General features: G+C 72.5%; 20 protein-coding genes and 2 pseudogenes. 12 read left to right on the plus strand and 10 right to left on the minus strand.

Annotated elements, in window-relative coordinates; all coding sequences use genetic code 11:
* Positions 1-153 precede the first annotated feature (153 nt).
* Positions 154-1,341, plus strand: coding sequence for a CHAT domain-containing protein (locus ACFT4A_RS19645; protein ID WP_382831880.1), 1,188 nt, complete (start codon positions 154-156; stop codon positions 1,339-1,341).
* A 7-nt stretch (positions 1,342-1,348) separates the two neighbouring features.
* Here the strand turns inward: ACFT4A_RS19645 and ACFT4A_RS19650 are convergent, their stop codons facing one another.
* Positions 1,349-3,250 carry a caspase family protein gene (locus ACFT4A_RS19650; RefSeq protein WP_382831881.1) on the minus strand — a complete coding sequence of 634 codons (1,902 nt, stop codon included), beginning with the start codon at positions 3,248-3,250 and terminating at the stop codon, positions 1,349-1,351.
* A gap of 121 nt (positions 3,251-3,371) precedes the next feature.
* On the opposite strand from ACFT4A_RS19650, the gene ACFT4A_RS19655 reads away from it, so the two are divergent.
* Positions 3,372-4,397, plus strand: coding sequence for a hypothetical protein (locus ACFT4A_RS19655; protein WP_382831883.1), 1,026 nt, complete (start codon positions 3,372-3,374; stop codon positions 4,395-4,397).
* Between the two features lie 25 nt (positions 4,398-4,422).
* Positions 4,423-5,118 carry a response regulator gene (locus ACFT4A_RS19660; RefSeq protein ID WP_382831885.1) on the plus strand — a complete coding sequence of 232 codons (696 nt, stop codon included), beginning with the start codon at positions 4,423-4,425 and terminating at the stop codon, positions 5,116-5,118.
* A 36-nt stretch (positions 5,119-5,154) separates the two neighbouring features.
* On the opposite strand, the gene ACFT4A_RS19665 is transcribed toward ACFT4A_RS19660, so the two are convergent.
* Entirely contained in the window at positions 5,155-6,177 is a 1,023-nt protein-coding gene (locus ACFT4A_RS19665; RefSeq protein ID WP_382831887.1) for a Gfo/Idh/MocA family oxidoreductase, read from the minus strand.
* A gap of 128 nt (positions 6,178-6,305) precedes the next feature.
* On the opposite strand from ACFT4A_RS19665, the gene ACFT4A_RS19670 reads away from it, so the two are divergent.
* The 6 genes and pseudogenes from ACFT4A_RS19670 to ACFT4A_RS19695 form a co-directional block, all read left to right on the plus strand.
* Positions 6,306-7,043, plus strand: a complete 738-nt coding sequence (locus ACFT4A_RS19670; RefSeq protein WP_382832082.1) for a GntR family transcriptional regulator — start codon at positions 6,306-6,308, stop codon at positions 7,041-7,043.
* Positions 7,044-7,192: 149 nt separating this feature from the next.
* Entirely contained in the window at positions 7,193-8,341 is a 1,149-nt protein-coding gene (locus ACFT4A_RS19675) for an ROK family glucokinase (RefSeq protein ID WP_189721293.1), read from the plus strand.
* Entirely contained in the window at positions 8,338-8,919 is a 582-nt protein-coding gene (locus ACFT4A_RS19680) for a sugar kinase (protein WP_382831889.1), read from the plus strand. The genes ACFT4A_RS19675 and ACFT4A_RS19680 overlap by 4 nt, the downstream gene beginning before the upstream one ends.
* A 106-nt stretch (positions 8,920-9,025) precedes the next feature.
* Complete coding sequence (locus ACFT4A_RS19685; RefSeq protein ID WP_382831891.1) at positions 9,026-11,893, plus strand: SNF2-related protein; 2,868 nt, start codon at positions 9,026-9,028, stop codon at positions 11,891-11,893.
* Positions 11,890-14,115 carry an SWIM zinc finger family protein gene (locus tag ACFT4A_RS19690; protein ID WP_382831892.1) on the plus strand — a complete coding sequence of 742 codons (2,226 nt, stop codon included), beginning with the start codon at positions 11,890-11,892 and terminating at the stop codon, positions 14,113-14,115. The genes ACFT4A_RS19685 and ACFT4A_RS19690 overlap by 4 nt, the downstream gene beginning before the upstream one ends.
* A gap of 144 nt (positions 14,116-14,259) precedes the next feature.
* A pseudogene (locus ACFT4A_RS19695) lies at positions 14,260-14,670 on the plus strand (acyltransferase); the annotation flags it as partial.
* A 38-nt stretch (positions 14,671-14,708) separates the two neighbouring features.
* On the opposite strand, the gene ACFT4A_RS19700 reads toward ACFT4A_RS19695, so the two are convergent.
* The 3 genes from ACFT4A_RS19700 to ACFT4A_RS19710 form a co-directional block, all read right to left on the minus strand.
* Positions 14,709-16,115 carry a cytochrome P450 gene (locus tag ACFT4A_RS19700; RefSeq protein WP_382831894.1) on the minus strand — a complete coding sequence of 469 codons (1,407 nt, stop codon included), beginning with the start codon at positions 16,113-16,115 and terminating at the stop codon, positions 14,709-14,711.
* 149 nt (positions 16,116-16,264) lie between these two features.
* Entirely contained in the window at positions 16,265-17,206 is a 942-nt protein-coding gene (locus tag ACFT4A_RS19705) for an SDR family NAD(P)-dependent oxidoreductase (RefSeq protein ID WP_382831896.1), read from the minus strand.
* Positions 17,207-17,312: 106 nt separating this feature from the next.
* Complete coding sequence (locus tag ACFT4A_RS19710; RefSeq protein ID WP_382831898.1) at positions 17,313-17,744, minus strand: DUF4345 domain-containing protein; 432 nt, start codon at positions 17,742-17,744, stop codon at positions 17,313-17,315.
* A gap of 91 nt (positions 17,745-17,835) precedes the next feature.
* Between ACFT4A_RS19710 and ACFT4A_RS19715 the strand changes: the two genes are divergently transcribed.
* The gene (locus ACFT4A_RS19715) at positions 17,836-18,465 is read left to right on the plus strand and encodes a TetR/AcrR family transcriptional regulator (protein ID WP_382831900.1); all 630 of its coding nucleotides are present in this window, start codon (positions 17,836-17,838) and stop codon (positions 18,463-18,465) included.
* 154 nt (positions 18,466-18,619) lie between these two features.
* Here ACFT4A_RS19715 and ACFT4A_RS19720 read toward each other — a convergent pair whose 3' ends face one another.
* Positions 18,620-19,801 carry a cytochrome P450 gene (locus ACFT4A_RS19720; protein ID WP_382831902.1) on the minus strand — a complete coding sequence of 394 codons (1,182 nt, stop codon included), beginning with the start codon at positions 19,799-19,801 and terminating at the stop codon, positions 18,620-18,622.
* Positions 19,802-19,899: 98 nt separating this feature from the next.
* Between ACFT4A_RS19720 and ACFT4A_RS19725 the strand changes: the two genes are divergently transcribed.
* Positions 19,900-20,517, plus strand: coding sequence for a TetR/AcrR family transcriptional regulator (locus ACFT4A_RS19725; protein WP_382831904.1), 618 nt, complete (start codon positions 19,900-19,902; stop codon positions 20,515-20,517).
* 67 nt (positions 20,518-20,584) lie between these two features.
* Here ACFT4A_RS19725 and ACFT4A_RS19730 read toward each other — a convergent pair.
* A pseudogene (locus ACFT4A_RS19730) lies at positions 20,585-21,079 on the minus strand (FAD-dependent oxidoreductase); the annotation flags it as partial.
* Positions 21,080-21,364: 285 nt separating this feature from the next.
* On the opposite strand from ACFT4A_RS19730, the gene ACFT4A_RS19735 reads away from it, so the two are divergent.
* Positions 21,365-21,796 carry a transposase gene (locus ACFT4A_RS19735; RefSeq protein WP_382831905.1) on the plus strand — a complete coding sequence of 144 codons (432 nt, stop codon included), beginning with the start codon at positions 21,365-21,367 and terminating at the stop codon, positions 21,794-21,796.
* Positions 21,797-22,056: 260 nt separating this feature from the next.
* Here ACFT4A_RS19735 and ACFT4A_RS19740 read toward each other — a convergent pair whose 3' ends face one another.
* The 3 genes from ACFT4A_RS19740 to ACFT4A_RS19750 form a co-directional block, all read right to left on the minus strand.
* Positions 22,057-22,230 (minus strand): cold-shock protein, encoded by a 174-nt coding sequence (locus ACFT4A_RS19740; protein WP_382831907.1) that lies wholly within the window; start codon positions 22,228-22,230, stop codon positions 22,057-22,059.
* 188 nt (positions 22,231-22,418) lie between these two features.
* Positions 22,419-22,697 carry an NUDIX domain-containing protein gene (locus ACFT4A_RS19745; protein WP_382831909.1) on the minus strand — a complete coding sequence of 93 codons (279 nt, stop codon included), beginning with the start codon at positions 22,695-22,697 and terminating at the stop codon, positions 22,419-22,421.
* A 62-nt stretch (positions 22,698-22,759) separates the two neighbouring features.
* Positions 22,760-24,700, minus strand: coding sequence for an ATP-binding cassette domain-containing protein (locus ACFT4A_RS19750; protein WP_382831911.1), 1,941 nt, complete (start codon positions 24,698-24,700; stop codon positions 22,760-22,762).
* Positions 24,701-25,517 lie beyond the last annotated feature (817 nt).

The raw sequence follows: 25,517 nt of genomic DNA on the forward strand, positions 1-25,517 counted from the left end.
CGCGGGAGTGGCAGGCCGTGGGCAGCGTGCCCGAGCCGGGGGAGGAGATGCTGATGGCGGCTCAGGCCGCGGTCGCCGGGCCCTCCAGCCGGCTGCGCCGCCGGGTCCTGGAGGCGCTGGCCGACTCCCCCCCGGCAGCACGGCCTGCTGGACGTGCCCTCACCCGGGGACATCGGCTCGGCGCTGCGCGCGATGGGCGCGACCGCGCTGGTCTACCTGGTGCCCGGCGACGGGGACGTGCCCGGGCTCCTCGGTCCGCAGCACGGCTCCGGCGCGGCCGTCATCGTCAAGGCCGACGGCAGCACGGACGCCCTCGACCTGCCCGGCCTCACCCTCGACGCACCCCCGCTCACCGCCTACCGCGCCACCGGCACCCCCGGCCGCGACGCCGGCGGCCCGCCCGGGGACGACGCCCCGCCCGGACCGGCACCGAGCCCCGCCACGAGCCGCGCCGCCCTGGAGCAGGTGTGCGCCTGGGCCGGTACGGCGGTGATGGAACCGCTGCTGAGCCGGCTCCCGCGCGGCTTCGGCCGGGTGCCGTCCCTGGTGCTCGTCCCCATGGGCGACCTCGGCGTCGTGCCCTGGCACGCGGCACGCGTGCGTGGCCGGCGCAGGTCGCGGGGATACGCCTGCGAGGAGGTGGACATCTCCTACTTGCCCTCCGCCCGGCTGCTGTGCGACGTGGCCGCCCGCCCCGCCGCGGGCACCCGCCAGACCCTGGTCGTCGGCAATCCGACCCGCGACCTGCACCACGCCGGTGAAGAGGCCGAGGCCGTCCACAGCGTCTTCCACCCCGACGGCGACCTGCTCGGCCCCGGTGCCGCCACGCCCGCCGCCGTCACCGACTGGCTGCGCCGGCAGCAGGGCGGACTGCTGCACCTCGCCTGCCACGGAGTGGTGCGCCAGGGCGAGCGGCACAGCGCCTATCTCGCCCTGTCCGACGGGCGGTTGGCCGCCGAGGAACTGACCGAGGGCGCGACCCGCTACCGCGGCCTCGACCTGGTCGTCCTCGCCGCCTGCCGCACCAATGTCTCCGGGCACGGCTACGACGAGGCGTACAGCCTGGCCACCGCGTTCCTCGTCGCGGGCGCCCGCTCGGTCGTCGGCTCCCTGTGGCCCGTGCCCGACGCGGCGACGTCCCTGCTGATGTACATGATCCACCACTTCATGAGCCAGGAGCGCCTGCCGCCCGGAGCGGCGCTGCGCAGCGCCCAGTCGTGGATGCTCAACGAACGCCGCGAGGCGCCGCCCGGCATGCCGGACCGGCTGCGGGCCCGGGTACGGCACATCGACGGCGACGACCTGACCGCGTGGGCGGGCTTCACCCACCTCGGCTGGTGACGGCTCCTCACACCTCGGTGCGTACCACCACCTGGGCCGTCCCCCACCGGGCCGCCCCCCATGCAGGGCCGCCCGCTTCCCGGTCGCCCGCGTCCCGGTTGTCCTTGACGCTCGCCCCGATCAGCCGCAGCAGGCCGCCTGCGCCGGCCGGAGCCGGGCTGAGGCGTGCGCCGGAGGGGGTGGCGGCGGACCAGGCGGGCAGCCGGAAGGGCGCGAGGTTCAGCTCGTCCTCCGCGACGATCACCTTCAGCCAGTCCCGCGTGGAGGCACCCCGCACCGTCGAACGGCCCGGCGGCAGCCGAAGCCACACGGGCTGTCCGCGCCGGGCCCATCCGACCCGGCCGTCCCCGATGAACTCGCCCTCGAACAGGTGCGGGGACGAGGCGTAGCCGTCCGTCAGGTCAAGGAGCACCGCCCACAGTTGACGTCCGGAGAAGTTGTGGATCCCGACCCGCACCTGCGGTTCACCGCCGTCGGACGTGTAGCCGCAGACGATCTCGCCGTCCGCCGAGTGACGCAGACTGCCCACCGGCGTCTCCTCGACGGTGATCCGTACCAGCGACGACAGCAGCGGATCGGGATTGGCCAGGTCCCGGATGTGGTGCCAGCGGGCGATGTGGGCGAGGCAGTCGGTGACGCCGGCCGCGTCCGCGGGGGACTCCAGCGGCAGGTCGGGCACGGGATGCCCGGCGCCGCCCGACACCCGGGCCCGGCCGCGACCGGCTTCCACGCGCAGGCGCAGAACCCCTTCCGCCGTAGGTTGCCCGTCCGGCTCCAAGGCCAGCGCGGGCACCGCCGCGACGGCCTCCGCGACCAGACGTACGGCGGCCGGCTCACCGGACAGCGTCACGACGGCCGGCGGGAACGCCATGGCCGACGGGGTGACGGCGTGCGCCACCTGCGTGTCCTCGGCGGTCGGTTCCCAGTCGACCGGGTCCACCAGAGCCGACTCGGTCCGCACCTCCCGGACCACGACCGTGCGCTCCCCGGCGTCTCCGGCGTCTCCTGCGCTCTTGGGCAGCGTGAACTCGGCGCCCGCTGACCGCAGCCCGTGCGCCGCGCCGCAGTTGACCTCCCAGCCCCACGCCGTGTGCCGCAGCAGGAACGGCGAGCCCGGCACCGGCTCGCCGGACAGGAAGCCCCCGTCCTCCGGACCGCGCAGCTCGGGATGCTGGACATGGCCACTGCAGCGCACCCGCGCGTGGGCGAGCGCGTGCACCTCGCCGTACGTGGTCGTGGGACCGAGACCGTCGAGCGCGCCCAGCAGCGCATGACTGAACAGGCCTTGCGTCCGCCCGTCGATGACCTTCTCGTGCGCCAACTCCTGCGGACGGCACGCGGCCAGCAGGACATGCCGGCCCCGCTCGGGCCCCGCCCCGCCGCTCTCGCGCGACCCCGTGTACCACCACGACTGCCAGGGCACGCCCCGGACCGCCGCACCGGCCGGACCGGCCGCACCGTCCGCGTACTCCCGTGTCGCCCCGCCCGAGTGGCAGCAGTCCAGCACCGCGACGACATGGGTGCCCCGGGCGGCGATCCTGTCCAGGCGCGCCCCGAGATCGGTGTCCTGAAGCACCGGCTGCCCGCCCGGGACGAGGCTGTCGTGGCACACCAGCGCCTGGGACCAGCCGGTGGCCTCGCCCGGGTCGCCGGTCGGGCTCTGGCTGCCGTGCCCGCTGAACCACAGCAGCGCGGTGTCGCCCGGACCGCTGCTCCCCAAGTGCTCGTCGAGGCCCGCGAGCACCGCCGCCCGGGTCGCCCGGTCGTCGAACAGCGTCCGGACGCGAGGTCGCGGACCGGTCCTGCCCCGCAGCCAGTTCTCCGCCGCCCGTACGTCGTTGACACAGCCGCTCAGCGGCGCGCCGGGGTAGTCGTCGATGCCCACGAACAGGGCGTACACGGTGCGCATACGGTGATCCTTCCAGGTCCGCCCGAGCATGACCCCTCGCGCCGAAGCCGGTTGACTTGACCGCGGAGATGGCTGATGTTTGTGCCGCCTTCAGCACCGCGAGTAACGGGAGGAACACCACGTGAGTTTCGGGGGACCCGCCAACCCGTACCAGCCGCCCGGTCCGCCGGCCGGGGGACCGTACCCGCCGCCTCCGGCCACCGGCCCCTACGTACCGCCCCAGCCGGGCCCGGCACCGTACGGCTACCCGCAGCCACAGCCGTATCCCTACCCGTCTCCCCATCCTCTGCGCGCCGGTGAATGGCCCTCGCTGCGCCAGCTGTTGCGGCAGGGGCGGTCGAACACCTCCGGCTGCCTGTGGCTGGTGCTGCTCGCCCCGTGCACCTGGTTCGCGGTCCTGCCGCTCGTGGTCGGCTACTCGTTCGCGCGCTCGGCCCGCAACCGGGCCCACCGGCTCTTCCCGCGGCTTGGACACCGGGCCGTCGACGACCGGCACGTCACGCGCGTGCAGAAGGTACGGGCCTGGACCGCGGCCGCCATGTCCCTGATGCTGCTCGTCGTCTACGGCAAACCGGAGGACGTCACCGAGGCCCAGGAGCAGTACATGATGCGGCTGGCGGTCACCCCGCCGCTGCTGCTCCTGAGCGCGCCCGTCGTGATCGCGGTGCTCTTCCGCTGGGCGTCGGCGGAGCGGCGGTCGGCGATGCGCGCCGGTGTGCGGGCCGCCCTGCGGTCGGCCGGGTGGTACGTCGGCGCCGTGACGGCCCTTCCGCTGCTCGGCGGGGCGATCATCCTGCTCGGCCGGAACCGGTCGCCCTCCGCCGGGGTGTCGGAACCCACTCCCTGGCTGATCCTCGCGGCGGCCCTGCCCTTGGTCTGGCTCCTGTTCTTCATCGGCTTCGCCACCGGCCCGGCCATCCGCACCGGTTTCAACACCTCGTCCGTGCACGCGGCGCTCCCCGCCCTGCTGACCGGCACCCTGGTGTGGGAGTTCGCGGTCATCAGCCTGGTCGCGGGCGGTCTGCCGCCCGGCCCGCCGGTGATCCAGACCCTCGCCGTCCTCGGCGGCCCCGCCTCGGTGACGGCGGTGGTCTGGTGGGAGATCCGCCGCCTGCGCACCCTGTACGGCGTGACCCTGCGCGCCTGACCGCGGCCGTGATTACGTAACGCCCATGACTGCGATCAGACTTCTCCTCGTCGACGACGATCCGCTGGTGCGGGCCGGACTGTCCTTCATGATGGGCGGCGCCGACGACATCGAGATCGTCGGAGAGGCCGCCGACGGCGGTGAGGTGGAGGCGCTCGTCGACCGCACCCGCCCGGACGTCGTGCTCATGGACATCCGGATGCCGACGGTGGACGGTCTCACGGCCACGGAGCGGCTGCGCGCCCGCAAGGACGCCCCGCAGGTGGTGGTGCTCACCACCTTCCACGCCGACGAACAGGTGCTGCGGGCGCTGCGCGTGGGCGCCGCCGGTTTCGTCCTCAAGGACACCCCGCCCACCGAGATCCTCGCGGCGGTGCGCCGGGTCGCGGCCGGCGACCCGGTCCTGTCGCCCAGCGTCACCCGTCAGCTGATGCAGCACGCGGCCGGCACCGCCGCCGACACGCGCCGCGCACGCGCGCGTGCGCGCATGGCCGTCCTCAACGACCGCGAGCGCGAGGTCGCCGTGGCGGTCGGCCGGGGCCTTGCCAACGCCGAGATCGCCACCGGCCTCTTCATGAGCGTCGCCACCGTCAAGACCCACGTCTCCCGCGTCCTGGCCAAGCTCGACCTCAACAACCGGGTGCAGATCGCGCTGCTGGCGTACGACGCGGGGCTTCTGGAGGAGGGGGAGGGGGAGCGGGAGGAACACGAGGGGCAATGACCCCCGGCACCCGGTCGTCCTCGTACGGGTCCGCCGTCACGCGAACGTCTGGGCGGCCCCGCCGGGGATCTCCGCCAGCCGCACCGCCCTGCGCTCCCGGCGCGACAGCTCGCACGCCTCGGCGATGCGCAGGGCCTGCAGCGCCTCGCGCCCGTCGCAGGGGTTGGCCCGCTCGCCCCGGACGACCTCGACGAACGCGTTCAGCTCCGCCTCGTAGGCCGGGCCGAAGCGCTCCAGGAAGCCCGTCCAGGGCTTGTCGGCGGCCGGCGGCCCGGTCGGTTCGGTGGACGCGATCGGCGTACGGTCGTCCAGGCCGACCACGATCTGGTCGAGCTCCCCGGCGAGCTCCATGCGCACGTCGTAGCCGGCCCCGTTCATCCGGGAGCCGGTGATCGTGGCGAGCATGCCGTCGTCGAGGGTGAGGAGCGCGGCGGCGGTGTCGACGTCACCGGCCTCGCGGAACATCGCGGGCCCCGCGTCGGACCCGGCCGCGTACACGTCCGCCACCTCCCGGCCCGTCACCCAGCGCAGGACGTCGAAGTCGTGGATCAGGGTGTCCCGGTACAGCCCGCCCGACAGCGGCAGCCACGCGGCGGCCGGCGGCGACTGGTCACTGGTCAGCGCCCGGACGGTGTGCAGCCGCCCCAGCCTGCCGGACCGTACGGCCTCGCGGGCGCCCGTGTAGCCCGTGTCGAAGCGGCGCTGGAAGCCCATCTGGAGGATCGTCCCGACCGTCTCGACCTCGGCGATCGCGCTCAGGGTCCCCGGCAGATCCAGCGCGATGGGTTTCTCGCAGAACACCGGCAGACCCGAGCGTGCTGCCCGACCGATCAGTTCGGCGTGGGCGGACGTGTTGGTCGTGATCACCACGGCGTCGACCCCCCAGCGGAAGATCTCCTCCACGCCCGGCGCCGCCGTCTCACCCAGCCGGTGCGCCAGATCCTGGGCCCGTGTGGGGTCCGCGTCCGTGAGGATCAAGGACCCGACGTCGCGGTGCCGGCTGAGCGTGTTCGCGTGGATCGTGCCGATGCGGCCCGTCCCGATGACCCCGATGCGCATGGAAACAAAGTGCGTGCACAGCCCGCCCCTGTCAATCTGTATGTCCGGACAATCTGACTACACAACTTCCCGTCAACAACGCACGGAGCTACGCTCGGCCCGTGCCGAAACCAGGAGTGGACCCGACCGTGCAGCTCGAGCTGAGCGTGGACCGCAGCTCTCCCGTGCCGTTGTACTTCCAGCTGTCCCAGCAGCTGGAGGCAGCGATCGAGCACGGCACGCTGACCCCCGGCAGCCTGCTGGGCAACGAGATCGAACTCGCGGCCCGGCTCGGCCTGTCCCGGCCGACCGTCCGCCAGGCCATCCAGTCGCTCGTCGACAAGGGCCTCCTCGTACGCCGCCGCGGCGTGGGCACCCAGGTCGTCCACAGCCAGGTCAAGCGCCCGCTGGAACTCAGCAGCCTCTACGACGACCTGGAGGCGGCGGGCCAGCGCCCGGCCACGAAGGTCCTGGTCAACACAGTCGAGCCCGCCTCCGCCGAGGTCGCCGCCGCACTCGGCGTCGCCGAGGACAGCGACGTCCACCGCGTGGAACGCCTGCGACTCGCCCACGGCGAGCCCATGGCCTACCTCTGCAACTTCCTGCCCCCCGGTCTCATCGACCTCGACACCGGCCAACTGGAGGCCACCGGCCTCTACCGCCTGATGCGAGCCGCCGGCATCACCCTCCACAGCGCCCGCCAGTCCATCGGCGCCCGAGCGGCGACACCGCCGGAGGCGGAGCGACTCGCCGAGGAGACGGGGGCCCCGCTCCTGACCATGCAGCGGGTGACTTTCGACGACACGGGCCGAGCAGTGGAATACGGCACACATACCTACCGCCCGACGCGCTATTCGTTCGAGTTCCAGCTCCTGGTGCGGACCTAGGTTCTTGGGGGCGCGGGGTTGTGTCGATTTGCGGCTCCGCCGCGTGGGCGCGCTCAGCCCCCACCCCACCCGCACCCGGCAATGACCCGCACCACCCCGCCCCTGCCCCGCTCCGCACACACCCCCACCGTGAGGCAGAATCGGGCCCGATGAGCACCTACCGCGACTTCACCGCCCCCATCGGCTCCCGCCGTGCCACCGTGCTCCGCACGGTCGGCACCCGGGAGCGCCGCTCACACCTGACGGCACCCCGCGTGCCGACGGTCGGCATCGACATCGGCGGTACGAAGGTGATGGCGGGCGTCGTCGACGCCGACGGCAACATCCTGGAGAAGCTCCGCACGGAGACCCCGGACAAGTCCAAGAGCCCCAAGGTCGTCGAGGACACCATCGCCGAACTGGTCCTGGACCTCTCCGACCGGCACGACGTGCACGCCGTCGGCATCGGCGCGGCCGGCTGGGTCGACGCCGACCGCAACCGCGTGCTGTTCGCCCCCCACCTGTCATGGCGCAACGAGCCGCTGCGCGACCGCCTGGCCGAGCGGCTCGCCGTGCCCGTCCTGGTCGACAACGACGCCAACAGCGCGGCCTGGGCCGAGTGGCGCTTCGGCGCCGGCCGCGGCGAGGACCACCTCGTCATGATCACGCTGGGCACCGGCATCGGCGGCGCGATCCTGGAGGACGGCCAGGTCAAGCGCGGCAAGTACGGCGTCGCCGGAGAGTTCGGCCATATGCAGGTCGTGCCCGGCGGACACCGCTGCCCGTGCGGCAACCGCGGCTGCTGGGAGCAGTACAGCTCCGGGAACGCCCTGGTCCGCGAGGCGCGCGAGCTGGCCGCCGCCGACTCGCCGGTGGCGTACGGGATCATCGAGCACGTCAAGGGCAACATCTCCGAGATCAGCGGCCCGATGATCACCGAGCTGGCCCGCGAGGGCGACGCCATGTGCATCGAGCTGCTCCAGGACATCGGCCAGTGGCTCGGCGTCGGCATCGCCAACCTCGCGGCCGCCCTCGACCCCTCCTGTTTCGTGATCGGCGGCGGTGTCTCGGCCGCCGACGACCTGCTGATCGGCCCCGCGCGGGACGCCTTCCGCCGGCATCTGACGGGCCGCGGCTACCGCCCCGAGGCCCGTATCACCCGGGCCCAGCTCGGCCCCGAGGCCGGCATGGTCGGCGCCGCGGACCTGGCCCGGCTGGTCGCCCGCCGCTTCCGCCGCGCCAAGCGCCGCCGGGTGGAGCGGTACGAGCGCTACGAGCGGTACGCGCAGGCCCGCCGCAGTACCCAGGAGACGCCGTGACCGCTTCGCTGCCCCACCAGGGCCCGTGGCCCGACGAGCCGGAACGCCCGGTCGAGGGCCGCCGCCACATGATCCGCCGCAGGGCGCTCACCCTGCTGATCATCGTGCTGCTCATCGGCATCCCGGCCGGCTACCTGGTGATCTCCGCCAACCAGAGCCGGGACAGCGGCAAGGACAAGGAGGCGAAGTACTCGGCGACCGGCCTCACCGAGGGCTGGCCCTCCAAGCTCCAGCGCCGGATCTACCAGGTGCCCGTCCCGCACCCGGCCTGGCACGTGGCGTACTACGAGACCAACAACTGGAAGACCAGCCGCCTGTACGCCCAGTTCGAGACCAACGCGGCCGGTCTGGACGCCTATCTGACGGGCCTCGGCCTGACCCGGGACGACCTGAAGAAGGGCCACGTCACCATCGGCGCCCGCGACCGTAAGGTCACCGGCTGGAAGTTCGCCGACAACGGCCTGTGGTCGGGCGTCGTCAACCGGCAGCAGAATCCGGCCCCCACGCACGATGTCGTCGTGGACATGTCCAACCCGGCCTACCCCTGGGTGTTCGTGGTCTCCCGGACCGTGCCCTGACCCGGAGCCCGGCGGGCCGGTGCGGCCGCCGGGGCCGATTGTCAGACCCCGCCCGTAGAGTCGGAGACGACTGATCCGACACGCGGGACGGGAGGTGGCAGGACGTATGGGCGACACGGCCGCGGTGGCCGAGCGGGCGGGGGAGCCGACGGTCCCGGTCCGGCTCCCGGCCGTCTTCCTGCCCGCGCCCCTCCCGCGCGACGGGCGGATCGCCTTCTGGGACCCCGAGGGCGAGCCCCTGCGCACGGGGGACGCGGAGGACACCGAGCAGGCCGCGCCCACCGAGCTGACCGTCGTACGACGGCACGGCGCCGGGGTCCGGCGGCGGACCACCCCGGCGCTGTCCCTCCCGCTGGACGCGGCCCTGCCGCTCCTGGTGCGCGCCCGGCACGACCCCGCGGCCCACCCGGCCACCGCCTGCTGGGGCGCCGCCGCCCTGCACGCCCTGCGGCTGACCGCGCGCGGCCGGCTGCTGCCCGGCCTGACCGCCGCCGGGCACGACGCGTGGCGCGCCGGCCCTCTCGACCCGGACGACATCGCGCACCTGCGCGCGGTGGCCGCCGCCCTGCCGTACGAGGGGCACGCCGTCCCGCTGCCCGGCCCGGGCCCGATCCGCCTCCCCGAACCGGAAGCGCTGGTGCGCGCCTTCCTGGACGCGGTCGCCGACACCCTGCCCCGTACCCCGGCCGCGCCCCACACCTCCGGCAGGCCCTTCGCGGCCCGCGAGGCCCAGCGCCTGCCCGACGCCCACGACTGGGCCGCCGAGGTCGCCGCCGGCATGGACGCCGGAGTGCGGATCTCGCTCCGCCTGGACCTGTCGGCGTACGACCTCTTCGACGACTCCTCCGGCGGTGCACGCAGCGCCGGCGCGGCGATCGTCCAGGTGCACAGCCTCGCGGATCCCACCCTCGTGGCCGACGCCGCGGCCCTGTGGGCGGGCGGGGCCGACGACGCCTTCGGTCCCCGCGCACGCGTGGACGCGGCCCTCGCGGTCCGCCGGGCGGCCCGGGTATGGCCCCCGCTCGACCGGCTCTCCGACCAGGACGTGCCCGACGTGCTGGCGCTGACGGAGGAGGAGCTGAACGACCTGCTCGGTGTCGCGGCCACCAGGCTCGCCGCGGCCGGGGTGGCCGTGCACTGGCCGAGGGACCTGGCCCAGGACCTGTCCGCCACGGCGGTGGTCCACCCGGCCCCCGGCTCGGCGAAGGACGGCACCGGCTTCTTCGAGAGCGAGGACCTGCTCCGGTTCAGCTGGCAGCTGGCGCTCGCCGGCGACCCGCTCACCGACAGCGAGATGGACGCCCTCGCCGAGGCCCACCGCCCGGTCGTCCGGCTGCGCGACCAGTGGGTGCTGGTCGACCCGGCCCTGGTCCGCAAGGCCCGCAAACGGGACCTGGGCCTGCTCGACCCGGTCGACGCGCTGTCCGTCGCCCTCACCGGCACGGCCGACGTGGACGGCGAGACGGTCGAGGCCGTCCCGGTCGGCGCGCTGGCCGGCCTGCGCGACCGCCTGACCGCGGGCATCCGCCCGGCCGAACCGCCGCCGGGCCTGCACGCCACCCTCCGCGACTACCAGCTCCGGGGCCTGGCCTGGCTCGAGCTGATGACCTCCCTGGGCCTCGGCGGCTGCCTCGCCGACGACATGGGCCTCGGCAAGACCGTCACCCTCATCGCCCTGCACCTCAAGCGGGCCCGCAGCGAGCCGACCCTGGTGGTCTGCCCGGCCTCGCTGCTGGGCAACTGGCAGCGGGAGATCACCCGCTTCGCGCCCGGCGTCCCCGTCCGCCGCTTCCACGGCCCGGACCGCAGCCTGACCGGCCTGGACGGCGGTTTCGTCCTCACCACCTACGGCACCATGCGCTCGGCGGCCCCCGCCCTGGCCGAGCGGGCCTGGGGCATGGTCGTCGCCGACGAGGCGCAGCACGTCAAGAACCCCTACTCGGCCACGGCCAAGGCGCTGCGCACGATCCCGTCCCCCGCGCGGGTCGCCCTGACCGGCACGCCCGTCGAGAACAACCTGTCGGAGCTGTGGGCGCTGCTCGACTGGACGACCCCGGGCCTCCTCGGCCCGCTGAAGTCCTTCCGCGCCCGGCACGCCCGGGCCGTGGAGACCGGCGAGGACGAGCAGGCGGTGGAGCGCCTGGCCCGCCTGGTCCGCCCCTTCCTCCTGCGCCGGAAGAAGTCCGACCCGGGCATCGTCCCCGAGCTGCCGCCCAAGACGGAGACCGACCACCCGGTCCCGCTCACCCGTGAACAGGCCGCGCTGTACGAGGCGGTGGTCCGCGAGTCGATGCTCGCCATCGAGACCTCCGACGGCATGGCCCGCCGGGGCCTGGTGCTGAAGCTCCTGACCTCCCTGAAGCAGATCTGCAACCACCCCGCGTTGTATCTGAAGGAAGAGCAGGCGCCGGAGCACGCCCGGCCCGGCGGCGACCGGTTCGCCGGCCGCTCCGGCAAACTCGCCCTGCTGGACGAGCTGTTGGACACGCTGCTCGCCGAGGACGGCTCCGCGCTCGTCTTCACCCAGTACGTGGGCATGGCCCGTCTGATCACCGCTCACCTGGCCACCCGGGCGGTCCCGGTCGACCTCCTCCACGGCGGCACCCCGGTCCCGGAGCGGGAGCGCATGGTGGACCGTTTCCAGGCCGGCTCGACCCCCGTCCTGGTCCTCTCCCTGAAGGCCGCGGGCACCGGCCTCAACCTCACCCGCGCGGGCCATGTCGTCCACTTCGACCGCTGGTGGAACCCGGCCGTCGAGGAGCAGGCCACCGACCGCGCCTACCGCATCGGCCAGACCCAGCCCGTCCAGGTCCACCGCCTCATCACGGAGGGCACCGTCGAGGACCGTATCGCCGAGATGCTTCAGGCCAAGCGCGCCCTGGCCGACGCCATCCTGGGCTCCGGCGAGTCGGCCCTCACCGAACTGACGGACCGCGAGCTGTCCGACCTGGTCTCCCTGCGGAGGACGCCATGACCCACAGCGGGGCCGAGGAGGCCCGCCGGGCCCTGCGGGCGGCCCGGGAGAAGGCGACCCGGGACCCGGACCCGGCATCGGCTTCCCGTCCGGCGCCTTCCCCCGCCCCGTCACCCGCCGACCAGGAGACCGCCCGACCGGGAGACGCGGCCCGCGAGGCACTGCGCAGGGCGGTGTCCGAGCGCCGCGGGGCAGACGGGGGCGAGGCGGGCTCCCCGGGTGACGTGCGTGCGGCCGATGACACAGAGACTGAGGTGCCGGGCGGCTCGTCGCGCCACCGTGACAGCAGCGGGGACCACAGCGGAAGCACCGACGGCGACGACGGCGGCAGTGGCCCGACAGCGGCTCCGTCCGGCGGGCCGTCCGAGGGCGAGGGCAGGAGCGCGCCCGCCGACGTGCCGAGCCGAGACACCCTTGACGATGCTCCCGGCGGCGCCACCGAGCAGCCCGGCCCGCGCGCGGGGGACGTCGCGCGTGAGGCGCTGCGCGCGGCTCGGGACGACGCGCGGCGGGCGCGGGAAGAGACCGCGCGCGAAGCGATCGGGCGCAGGCGCCGGGCTGCCCGGCAGGGCGCCGCGCACGAGAGGCCGGGGCCTGGGCGGGGGGCGGCGCGCGAGCACACCGTCGGCGGGGGAGCGCGTGACGTACGGCAGCTGCTGGGCGACCTCTTCCGGATGCCTCCGGAGGCGGACGAGCCGGACGCGGAGGCCGAGGAGTCCGACGAACCGGACCCCGGGCGCTCGCCCCACCTCAGGGCCGACGCGCCGCACAGCCCGGCGACCCCCGGGCCGGCGACCCCCGGCCTGGCGAACTCCAGCACGTCGACCCCTGCCCCGCCGACCCCTGGCACACCGACTCCCGACCACCCCGCGACCTCCAACCCCTGGCCCACCACGCCCCCAACCCCCGGAAAAGCGGCACCCCCTCACACCACCACGACCCCCCACAAGCCCCGCTCCATGGCCGCCCCCAGCCGGGACAGCGAACTCCGCCGTACCTTCCCGGCCTTCCCGCCCCGGGAGCCCGACGGCAAGGGATTCGCCGAGAGCTGGTGGGGAAACGCGTGGGTCGCCGCGCTGGAGCAGGGCGCGCTGGACGCCAAGCGACTGGAGCGCGGGCGCGGATACGCGGGGCAGGGGAATGTCGACGCCATCACCGTGACGCCCGGACTGGTGCTGGCCTACGTACAGGGCAGCCGCCCGCGCCCGTACCGCGTGCAGGTGCGGCTGCGCACGCTCGACGACGCCGACTGGGAGCGGTTCCTGGACGCCGCCGTCGACCGGCCCGGGCATATCGCGGCGCTCCTCGACAAGGAGATGCCCCACTCCCTCGCGGACTGCGGCGTGCCCCTGCTGCCGGGCCCCGGCGACCTGGAACCGCAATGCAGTTGCCCCGACCGGGGCCACCCCTGCAAGCACGCCGCCGCCCTCTGCTACCAGACCGCCCGGCTGCTCGACGCCGACCCCTTCGTCCTGCTCCTGCTGCGCGGCCGGGGCGAGCGGGACCTGCTCGACGCGCTGTCCCGGCTGAGCGCCACCCGCGCGGCGCGTGCCGCCCAGGACAAGGAACCGGAGCCCCTCGCCGGCGTGCGAGCCGCTGACACCTTCACGCCACGTGCCCTCCCGCCCCTGCCGATGCCGCTGCCCACGCCCGCGCATCCCGAGCAGCCCCCGGCCTACCCGGCGTCCCCCGGCGGCCCGGACCCCTTCGCGCTGGACCAACTGGCCACGGACGCCGCCGCCCGGGCGCACGCCCTGCTCGCCACCGGCCGTGACCCGGTCGGGCAGCTGACCCTCTGGCAGGACGCGGTCCGCCTGGCCGCGGCCCGCCCCGGCTCGGGACTCACCGCGGGCACCCGTGCGCTCTACTCCTCCCTCGCCTCCGCGGCGGGCCGCACACCGTCCGAGCTGGCCCGCGCGGTCGCCGCCTGGCGTCAGGGCGGACCGGAAGGCCTCGCCGTACTGGAGGAGCCGTGGGACCCGCCGGCCGGCCGGTTCGACCGGGCCCGCCCGCTCCTCCTCGCCGCCGACCTGCCCGCCTTCCGCCCCGGCCGCAACCACCTCACCCACCCCCACGGCCATGTCCAGCTCCGCCTGGGCCGCGACGGCCTGTGGTACGCCTACGAGTCCGAGCCGGGCCACGACGACTGGTGGCCGAGAGGCACCCCCGACCTGGACCCGGTGGGCGCGCTGACGGGCCTCGGCCTGCCGAGCGACCTCTGAGGACCCACCACTCGACCTCCCGTACGGTCGTCCTCTTCGGCGACTCCCACGCGGCCCAGTGGCTCCCGGGCCTGCAGCGGCTCGCGACCCGCACGAGGCTGGAAGCGGGTCTCGCTGACGAAGGCCTCCCACAAGGTCGCCGACGTGACCATCACCAGCGGCCACAAGCCGTACACGGCCTGCGACACCTGGCGCTCCAACGCCCTGGCGAGGATCAGGACCCTCCGCCCCGCCCTGGTCGTCGTCTCCTCCTCGGACGCCGGAGACCCGGCCCGCCCCGCCGGCGATCCCCTCCACCAGTGGACCACCGGCTTCGAGCACATCTTCCGCACCCTGGGCAGCTCCGGCGTCCGGGTCGCCGCCCTGCTCGACACCCCATGGCCCAAGGGCGACCCGATCGACTGCGCCGCCAGGAACTCCCTGCAACTTCGCGCCTGCGCCCACCGCCTGCCGGACGCGATCCGCGACGCGGCCCGCGGTACCGCCCTCCGTGCCGCCGCATCCACCACGGCCACCACGGTCATCGACCCCGCCCCCTGGCTCTGCGCCCCTCGCACGGGCATCTGCCCCGTGGCCGTGGCCGACACCGCCGTCTACCGCGACGACAGCCACCCGGGTGATGCCATAGGTGGGGTCGCGCGCCTGCGTCTGATCCTCATGGGCAATGTGCCGGTGGTGAGGGTGAAGGTGGGCACGGGATCGACCGGACGAGGCGACACCGGAAGCAGTTCCCAGTGCGTCAGCAGAGCCGCGAGAACCATGGTCATCTGAGTCCAGGCGAACCCTTCGCCGATGCATCCGTGCGGGCCGAGGCCGAAGGGTAGAAACCCGGGAGTCGGCACATCGCGCTCAGCGGTGCGGTCCGGTGACCACCGTTCGGGCCGGAAGGCGTCCGGGTCGGGGAAGTGCTCGGGAGCACGCTGCAAGGCGTAGTAGGAGATGAGGAGCATGCTGCCGGCGGCAATGGGGTGGGATCCGACGGTGGTGTCTGTCGTGGCGGCCCGGGAGACGAGGTACCCGGCGGGATAGAGCCGTAGTACCTCGCTGATGACCATGCGCGTGTAGGGAAGCCGTTCCATGTCGGCATGGCAGGGGGCCCGGCCCGCCAGTACCTGGTCCATCTCCGCCCGCATCGCCCGTTGAACAGCGGGATGCCGCGCGAGCAGATAGGCGCACCAGGACAGGGTGTGGGACACGGTGTCCGTGCCGGCGGCGAGCACGGTCATCGCCTCGTCGTGTACCTGCTGGTCGGACATGGCCTGCCCGGTCTCCGCGTCGGTCGCCCGCAGGAGCATCGCCAGCAGGTCCTCCCCGTCCACACCGCTCGTGCGGCGCTCGGCGATGATGCGCCGGACGGTGCCGTGCAGGCGGGTATTGCTGGTGCGAAAGCGCCGGTTGACGGGTGTGGGCAGCCTGGCGAGCAGGCCGCTGGGGTCGAGGCCGCGACTGCCCACCCAGGTCATCAGGTGGGGCAGGTCCTCGGCGATCCGGTCCGCGGTGCGCTGATCGCAGTCGGAGGAGAAGAGGCACCGGGCAACGACCTCGGCCGCCAGCGATCCGAACTCCTCGTCGAGCGCGGGCAGCACGCCCTCGCGCCAGCCGTCGAACCGGTTCTGCGCGAGGGAAGCCATCACGGACGCGTATCCGCGCACGTGCTCCCGGTGAAAGGCGGGCAGCACAAGACGACGCTGTCTGCGGTGGAAGGCACCGTCGGTCACCAGCAGCCCATTGCCGATGATGCGCCGCATCAGCTGGAACTGCGGGCTGAGCTGGAACTGCGACGAGCGACGGGTGAGGACGTCGCGGACCAGCTCCAAGCCGTTGACGACATAGGCGCGCCGCGGTCCGATACGGATGGCGACGAGATCGCCATACCCGCGCGTGTCCTGGAGGAAGGCCAATCGGTCACGCAGAAGGCGGGGGGCATGACCGAGCAACGGCCAGGCACCGGGTGCTTCGGGCACCCCGGCGGTCTCAGCAGACGTGGACGGCACGGTCATCGGTCCCTTCCGAGCGCTCCCCGCCTATCTGCTCGGGCGGCATCACGCGCATTCGGCAGGGCCGGTCCATTCATCCGATCGCGCTACAGCCAGGCAGCTGTGCGGCGCCGTCGTACTGAGCCTGCCCGAGGCCGGCCCCTCGAACGGAGCTAGCCGGTGACGGTGCCGAGGCCGACGCCGGTCAGATCACAGCTCGCGTCCCACAACCGCGCCGCGACGGATGCGTCGGCGAGGTGGTTCCACACCGGTTCACGGCGGGGATCGCCGCGCAGGCCGAAGACACGGGGTCCCCACAGCTCGCCGCCCCGCACGGCCGGGTCGAGCACCGCTCGGACCGCGGGCCGTGCGCCGGCGTGCTTGCCCTGGAGGAGGAGGGCCGCGGGTGCCGTGCCGAGCCGTGCGCCGGCAGATCGCACATGGACCGGCGGCCGTGACGGGGTGAGGGAGTCCAGCGCGCCGCCCGGATGGACCACCACACTCGCCACCGTGCTGCCGACAGCGCGCAGGCGGCGGTCGAGTTCGACGCCGAAGTACATCTGTGCCAGCTTGGAGCGTCCGTAGGAGCGCTTGGGCCGGTAGTCCTTCCGGGACTGCAGGTCGTCCAGGTCGAGCCGCTCGGACTTCGCCGCGAAGCTGCCCATGGTCACCACCCGGGCCGCGGGCGCGGCGGACAGCAGCGGCATCAGCCACCGGGTCAACGCGAAGTGCCCGAGGTGGTTCGTGCCGAACATGAGCTCGTGAGCGTCCCCGGTCTCCCTGCGCGGCGGCTTGTCGAGCGCGACCCCGGCGTTGTGCACCACCGCGTCCAGCCGTTCCACCTCCATTGATTCCACCACCGCCTCGAGAGACGAGAGATCGGCGAGGTCCAGGTGCACGGCCCGCACCCGCGCGCCGGGGACACGCGCCTGGATCGAGGCCATGGCGGCCCCGGCCTTGGCGGGACTCCGGCTGCCGAGTACGACGGTGGCTCCGGTCGCCGACAACTGCTCCGCGACGAAGTACCCGATACCGGCGTTGCCACCGGTGACCAGAAAGACGCTGTCGTCCGCACGCGGCAGCTGACGGACATCCCAGGGCGGGGTGGAGGACATGGACAACACGGCGATGGGGCTCCCTCGTTGGAGAAGGCGCCCGCGGCTGCTCCGCCGGCACCTCGACCCCCACGGTTCCAACGGCCGCCGACACATCACCTACGGCTCACCGACGTCCCGCCGACATGGTGCGGCCGTCCGGCCCCTCCGTCGTCTGCTCCGCCGCCCGCTCCTCCGCATCGGCCAGCCAGAAGAGGAACGGCGGCAGAACGAGCTCGATCACCGTCAGCGCGATCTGGAACCCATGTGGCCGGCCGTGCACGGCGAGCGAGAGCAGTCGGCCCACGCCGCCCAGCAGGAACACTCCGGCCAGCCACCGCACCGCCCGAGCCGGGATCGGACGCTGCCGTGCGGCCCAGAGCCAGGCCAGTCCGTAGCCGGCGAAACTGGCCCCCATGAACCGGCCCCAGCTGTCGACCGTCGGGCCGGCGGAACCGGCGCCCGGGATCGCCGCGTTGCCGAGTGCCACATGGAACAGGCCGATCATCACGCAGGCCCAGCCCATCAGTTGGGTGAGTGCGCGCAGAACCCTGGCCATGGTCCCTCCAAAGCCGTGTCGGCAGTGCTTAGTTGACGTGTGTCTACTACGATGGATGTGCTAGTAGATGAATGTCAACTAGGCTTCGTCCGTGCCTCCCCGCAAACGACTCACCCCGGCCGACCGCCGCGCCCAGCTCCTCACCGTCGGCGCACGGCTCTTCGCCGCGCACCCCTACGCCGACGTGCTGATGGAAGACGTCGCCGAAGAGGCCGGTGTCTCCAGGGCCCTGCTCTACCGTCACTTCCCCAGCAAGCACGCCCTCTTCGCGGCCGTGTACCAGCAGGCGGCGGACCAACTGCTCGTCGAGACACGGTTCGACCCCGCCGACTCACTGGTGGAGCAGCTGATCCAGGGGATGGACGTCCATCTCGACTACTTCGTGGCGAACCGCAACGCCGTTCTCGCCGCGAACCGGGTCCTCGCGGGCGACCCGGTGATCCAGACGATCATGACGAACGAGCTGGACGCGCTCCGGGAGCGGCTGCTGGCCGTACTCCCGCTCGCGGACGAGAGCGCACGCGAGGCCGTGTCGGGCGTCCTGAAGAGCTGGCTCGTCTTCGTCCAGGTCCTCTGCGTCGACTGGCTCACCCACGAGACCTGCACCCGCGTCCAACTGCGCGACGTCTGCGTCGGCGCGGTCCTCGGCGCCCTCCGCCCCCTGCTCGCCCACGACCCGGCCCCCGACTGGCCACCGCACGGCCCCGGCACGGGCGCCTAGGACTGCCTCGGGCACTCCGGTTTCATCCGATGCGGGCGGTGCTTGAAGGGCCGGATGGCGGTGGGGAGCCGGCAGTGAAGGGGCATTGCTCAAACTCACAGACGTCGCGCTGCAAGTCGCCGAGCACCCGTCGTTCTTCTCGACCTTGATCTGCCTACCAGGTGACCGGAAGTTCACGCACGCCGTAGACCGTCATGGCCGACCGCAGTGGCACTTGCTCGGGCGCGACAGTGAGACGTAGTGCCGGGAAGCGGCGAAGCAGTGCGGGGAGGGCTATGCGCATTTCGGCGCGGGCCAGTCGCTGCCCGAGGCACCGGTGGAGGCCGTGACCGAACGCGAGGTGTCCGGCCGTGGAGCGGGTGAGGTCAAGCGCGTCCGGGTCGGCGAAATGGTCAGCGTCCCGGTTCGCCGCGGACAGTGCGACGGTGACGGACTCGCCGGCCTTGATCGGGCAGCCGTGGAGCTCGATGTCCTGGAGCGCGACGCGGACCACGTGACGGATGATCGTGAGGTAACGCAGCAGCTCCTCGACCACTGCAGGGGCGTCTTCCTCTCCGTCGCGGACCTCGGCTAACTGTGCGGGGTTGGCCAGCAGAGCGAAAGTGCCCAGCGCAAGCATGTGCGCCGTCGTCTCATGCCCGGCGATCAGGAGCAGGAGCGCCAGTCCGGCCCTCTCGTCCGCAGTAAGTCCCTCGTGCGCAGCGAGCCCGCTGAGCACGTCTTCCTCTGGCCAGGAACGCTTGTGGCGCAGCAGGTCCCGCAGATATGCCATGAGCTCGCTGACCGCCCCTTGCCTGCGTTCCGGTGTGAGGTCGACGTCCAAGAGCGTGGCGGCGTTCCGCTGGAACTCCTGCCTGTCGGAGTAGGGCACCCCGAGCAGTTCGCCGATCACTTGTGACGTGATCGGCAGCGCGAATGCCTTGAACAGGTCGGCCGGGCCTCCGGCGAGCTCCATCGCGTTCAAGTGGTCATTGACGATTGCTTCGATCTCCGGTTCGAGGAGCTTTATCCGGCGCACCGTGAAGTCACCGGTGAGCAACCGCCGATAGTGGTCGTGCTCGGGCGGGTCCATGCGGAGGAAGAATCCCGGCGGCACGGGCGCCGTTGCCGGCTGGGCAATCGGTGAGCGCATGTGGTCCGGGCGGACGCTGAATCGGGGATCTGCCAGGATCGCCCGCGCTGCGGCGAAGCCGGTCACCAACCATCCCTGACCACCGTCGAGGTAGGTCATCCGATGGATGGGGCCGAGCCCCTGCCGGCGGCGCAGTTCCTCGGGCGGATCGAACGGGTTCTGGCGGGCCGTGGGCATGACTCCTGCCGGGGACGTGCTCTCCATCGGCCGCTCCTCGGTCGGTACGGACCTCCCAATAAAGCAGCACTCGATGCAAAACGTCAATGAATGCAAAAATACATCGCATGCGGTAAGGTGCTGTCGTGACCAGCGACCCAGGGCTGCGCCAGCGGAAGAAGATGCGCACGAGGCAAGCGCTCATCGAAGGCGCCCTGCGATTGTTCGCCGAGAAGGGTTACGACCAGACAACCGTGGCGGAGATCGCGGCCACCGCAGACATCGCGACACGGACCTTCTTCAGCTACTTCGACAGCAAGGACGACGTCGTCTTCTTCGACGACAGGTCGCGGCTGGAGCGCGCGGTCGAGATCATCGGAGAACGGCAGCCCGGCGAACCGGTGGCCGACCTGCTGCGGCGCGTCATCGACCAGAGTGTTTTCGCGGACACGGACTCGGAGCTGGCGCGGAAGGTCGGCCCAGCTCGGACCCGGCTGATCGCGTCGGTCCCGGCACTTAAGGCGCGCGAACTGCACCTGCTGTTCGACGTCCAACTACAGCTGACCGAAGCGCTCCACCTCGCTTGCCCCGAGCTGGACCTCGTCGAGGCCGCCGCGGCGGTGGGCTCGCTGGTCGGGGCGATCAAGGTCGTCGTCGCCGCATGCCAAAAGCGGGGCAACCGGCCGGAGCAGACCCACAAAGCCGTTCAAAGGGCCACCGACATCGCGATCGACGGCCTCAACTCGCTCCCCCGCCCGGCTTAGAGGTCCTAACAGAAGTTGTTGATCATGTGACTTTCGGCTGGGGTGGTCGTTGGTCGGGTCGTGCGACGAGCAGCGGCCGGATCCGCGACCAGGCGCCGTCCGCGCCAACCAGCAGACTGGCGACGACGGTGCCGCCGTCGGCGAACGTCACCTCATGACGGCCCTCGCCGAGAGCACAGGTGTCAGTGACCTTGTGCCCCCACCGGACGGTGTCGGCCGGGAGCGAGTCGAGCAGGATTCGTCGCAGTTCCCCGCGCTGCACCTCGGGGCGTCCGCCCGTGCCGTCCTCGGCCATCTCGTGCAGAACGGTCCCGTCCTGCTCGACAAGTCGCAGTGTCTGGCGGCCCTCGATGACGACGGCGTGGAACTCGTCCATCAGGCCGGCCGCCTTGAGGGCGAGCTGCCCGTTGTAGTCGTGGATGTCGAGCATCCCGCCCTGCGTGCGCGCCGACGGGGAGGACTCGGCCTCGTAGACTGCGGCCGGGATTGTGTGGAGGCGCAGGACGCGGGCAAGCGTGAGTCCGCCGAGTCCGGCGCCGATGATCGTGACGGGCGTGTGCAGGGTGGCTCCTTCGGGATCAGGACCGCCCAGTGATCTCCGGCGGCCGTCCCAGGGAAAGGTGCCAGGCCCCGCCGACAGGCCGCCGCCGTCGGTCCGACAGCCCCCGACAGCTTGCCGACGCCCACCCGGAACGGCGTTCGGCTCGGCGTCCGGATCGATCGCGTTCATGCCCGCGTTCTCGCGTCGCACCCTCGGCGTAGACGCCAGTACTCCAGGCCTGGGCTGCTCGTTGTTCGGGCCTGCCAGGGACGTCTCGGCCGACTCCACCGTCGTGCGCGCATCGACATGCGGCCGGTGCCCGCACCGAGCCGCCACCGACTCCCGCCTCAAGGGGGGCAGCGGCTGAACATCAGGGCGAAGCGCCGCGCAGAGTCGCGTCGTCCGCCTGGTGGAGGCGGTGCACCAGGCGAGGGCCTTGGACGCTTGCGCGGCGGGTTCACCACCAAGTTCCACTTGAGCGCGGAAGGCCGCTGTCGCCCGCTCTCCCTAGTCGTCACACCAGGACAGCGGGCTGACTGCACCCAGGTCAAGTCGGTGCTGGAGAAGCTCCGCGTCCCGCGGATCGGGCCGGGCAGCCCCCGCAGGAAACCCAACAGTCTCGCCGCGGGCAAGGCATACAGCAACGGGCCGTGTCGTGAGTACCTGCGGCGCCGGGGCATCCGGCACAGCATCCCGGAGAAGACCGACAGCCAGGCCGCCCGCCTGCGCAGAGGCTAACGCGACGGTCGCCCACCGGCGTTCGACGAACGCCTTGGTCCCGCACACGAAGGGCGCACTGCCCAGCAGCCGCCCGGTGAACACCGCTCGATCGCCAAGCGGCCCGCTGAGTTGGCTGTTGTCCAGGGATCCTTTCGGCCCGACTCGCGGGTTTGCACCCGCCGAACGCTCGCTGCGTACGGCGGTGCACTTCGCCCCACTCCCCGCTGGATGCCTTCTGCGACGTCGCCTCGTCCCACCGGAGGAGCGCACTCCGTGCGTCAGGCGGGAATGATGTTCTCGGCCTGAAGGCCCTTCTGGCCCTCTGTGAGCTCGCGGTAGCCCTGGGCGGCGATGTTGCTGAAGTGAGCGAAGACGTCGTCACCGCCGCCGTCCTGTTCGAGGAACCCGAAGCCCTTGTCCGCGTTGAACCACTTCACCGTGCCAGTCGCCATTGCTGTCTCCTTCTCGGGTGCGCTCGTGCACACCTTGGTCGTCGTAGCGGCCGAAGGCCGTCGGCGGACCACTGGACACGGGTGGCGGCGCAGGGCCGGGCCCGAGTAGCACGAGTGCGCCGGAGCCCGAACCTTGATTCTGGACCAGGACACCTCTGGCCAGGGGCATGCGGAGGAAGCGCCGGCCGTCAGGGTGGGTGCGAGGCAAGCGCGGGACCGGTGTGAGGCCGCACCCCACACTGGTCAGCATCCTCGGGGTGCTCGCCGGGGTCGGCGGCGCCTCCGGGCATCAGCCACCGGTCGTCCTCGCGGTAGGTGGGGTGCACCAGCAGGACGCGGCCGATCTGGTCGGTGATGATCGCGGCGGCACTGAGCCACACCGCATGGCGGGACGCTGCGTACTGCTGCGCTGCCGACAGGGCAGCCTGCGGTGCAACGGGGTCCGAAGGGGAGACGGAAGAAGTCACGGGCGCTGCCTTTCAAGAATGGTGCGCGGGGATGTGCACGGCGAGGGACGGGGAACCGGCCGTCATTCGGCCTCGCCGCTCATGCGGCGCTGTAGCTCCCACAGGGACCGGAAGAGCCCGGGCTCCTGGGTGAGTTGGGTGTAGGTGCCTTCCTGCACGATCCGGCCCTCGTCCAGGACCACGATCCGGTCGGCGACGGCCACGTTCGTGAGCCGGTGCGTGATCAGCAGGACGGCGCGGTCCTTGGCCAGCTCGCGCAGGCCGGAGAAGATCCGGTGCTCCGCACGGGCGTCGAGCGCGGCCGTGGGTTCATCCATCACCAGCAGTGCCGCCTGCCGGTGGAAGGCGCGGGTGAGGACCAGGCGCTGCCACTGCCCGCCGGACAGCTGCTGTCCGCCGAACCACTCGCTGGTCAGAAGGGTGTTCAGGCCGGAGCGGAGGTCGGGCAGCATCTCCGCGGCGCCGGACGCCTCGCACGCGGCGAGCAGGGCCGCGTCGCTGGTGTCGCCCTGTCCGAAGGTGATGTTGTCGCGCATCGTCAGCGGCAGGTAGGTGAACTTCTGCGGGACCAGCGCGACGTGCTCCCATGACCCCCACGGGTCCAGGTCCGCCGTGGAGGCGTGGTCCCAGGCCACGTCGCCTTCGGTGGGCAGGAGCAGTCCGCACAGCAGGCGGGAGAGGGTCGTCTTGCCGGAGCCGTTCTCCCCGACCAGCGCCACGATCTCGCCGCGCCGCACGTGGAGGGAGACGCCGCTCAGGCTGTCCTTGGGGGCGCCGTCGTAGCGGTAGGTGACGTCGCGGACCTCGAAGCGCTCCGGGACCGCGGGCAGGGCCGTGGTTCCGCGGGAGTCGGTCATGGCCTGGCCGTGCGCGTTGTCGAGGAAGTTCTGCCAGTCCTGCACGTACCAGCCGGTGCGCACCAGGCGGGCCCCGCCGTTGATGATGCCGCGCACCGAGCCGGTGGCCGTCTGAAGGGCGAAGACCGCGCCGCCCCCGGCCGCCAGGCTCATCCGCCCGGAGGCCAGGAGCCACAGCAGGGCCGCCCACACGGCGGTCGAGGCGATCCCGCCGGCGACAGCACCGGCCAGTCCCATCCAGGCGCCCGTGTTCGCGGCCTTGCGCTCGGCCGCGTTGACCGAGGCGGCCAGCTTCCGGTACCGGCCGATCAGGAAGGGACCGGCCAAGCAGGCGCGCATCTCCTCGCTGGACTCCTGGTAGGCCATGTGCCAGCGCAGCTTGCCCAGCATCCGGCGCCGCCCGGAGGTCTCCAGACCGGCGAGGTAGATCACCCGTGCGGAACGGACGTAGGCGGCGGCCTGCGGCAGGCATGCGAGGAAGAGCAGGGGAAGGAGCAGCGGGTGCAGGACGGTCAGGACGGCTGCTCCGGCCGTGAGCGTCGCGGTCGCCGCGAGCACGTCCTGTGCCTCTTCGACGAGGTCGGGGGTGACCTGGGCGCCGCGGTCGGCGATGTCGTAGGCGTCGTTGTAGCCGGGCTTGTTGTTGGCGGCCAGTTCCGCGCCGAGCGCCGCCTCGATCATCGTCAGTTCCGCTGCCCGGCCGAGCACGGGTCGCAGACGGCCGGTCAGCCAGACGACCGTGATGCCCAGCAGCGCGCGCAGGCCGGCGGCCGCGGCGATGACGGCCAGCTGCGGGGCGGCGTCCCACAGCCGCTCGGTGGTGTCGCCCGAGGAGACCAGCGCGCTGATCGTGCCCGTGACGGCCAAGAGGCCGAGAGCCGCGAGGACGCCCGTCCCGATCTGGCACACCAGCAGTCCGATGGTCGCGCCGCGGTCCACCCGCCAGGCCATCCGCACCGAGCGCAGCACGAGCGAGGGCAGGCGCCGCGCCATGGTGCGGGACGTCAGCAGGGAACCGGCCTGGAGCCGTGACGCGTCGCGGTAGAGGTATTCCTCCTCTCGAACACCGGCCTCCTGCGGTTCGGCGTCCTGCGAGGTGCCCTTCGGTGGTTGTGGCGGCTGGTCCTGCGTGATGGCCGAGGTCATCGTTCCCCCTGGGACGGTCGCTGCGGCAGAGTCGTCAGGTCTAACGACCCGGCGCCGATATCGAACACACGTCATTCGGTCGTGCTGGGAAGCCCGCTACTTCCTGTGCGAAGAGACCCTGCGGGTCCCAGATCCCTGCTCTGGAAGGGCGCGGCTCCGGGTCCGAAGTGGCCGAAACGCCGACACCGCCGCCGCGTGAACGCATTGCGGCAGGTCACCCTGGTCGGCGCCCGGCCTGGCTGAGATCGGGCTCGGCCTCCAGCAGCCATTCCAGCTCTGTCCCGGCGTCGCCGACTGCGCCGGTCAGAGCCTCGCGTGGTGGGCTGGCAGGGCGGATGCGGCGACGGGATGGTGCAGTACGTCGCGTGCGGCGTAGGCGTCGAGTCGGGCGCCGTCGACGAGGGAGTCGAGCATGGGGCGGCGTGCCGTCCGACTGGCGTCGGCTGCAATCGCGAGATCGACCATGTGGCCACGGCCCCGCTGACCGCCGCGGCGTCGGTGGTCGCCGGCCTTCCGGGGATGCTGGGCATTCCGCCCTCCGGCTGGTCAAGCAGCCCAGACAGATCCGCGGCGGTGGTGCTGTGGCCTGGAACGTGCGCGAGGTTGCCTGACCGTGCGGCGAGAGCGGCTCGGCCGCCCCAGCGGATACGGGCGCGTTCCTTGCGTTCGACGACCAGGACTACGTCGACCCCATCGCGCAGGGCGACATACAGCAGATGATCTCCGGTTACCGAAACCGGGAATCGCACAGAGCATTGACGGTGCTCGCGCGGCTGTGCTTGGCGGTGGAGCCGTCGATCAAAAAGCTTCAGCCGAA

Origin of the sequence: Streptomyces sp. NPDC057099, assembly GCF_042671245.1 — a bacterium.
Taxonomy (GTDB): domain Bacteria; phylum Actinomycetota; class Actinomycetes; order Streptomycetales; family Streptomycetaceae; genus Streptomyces; species Streptomyces purpurascens.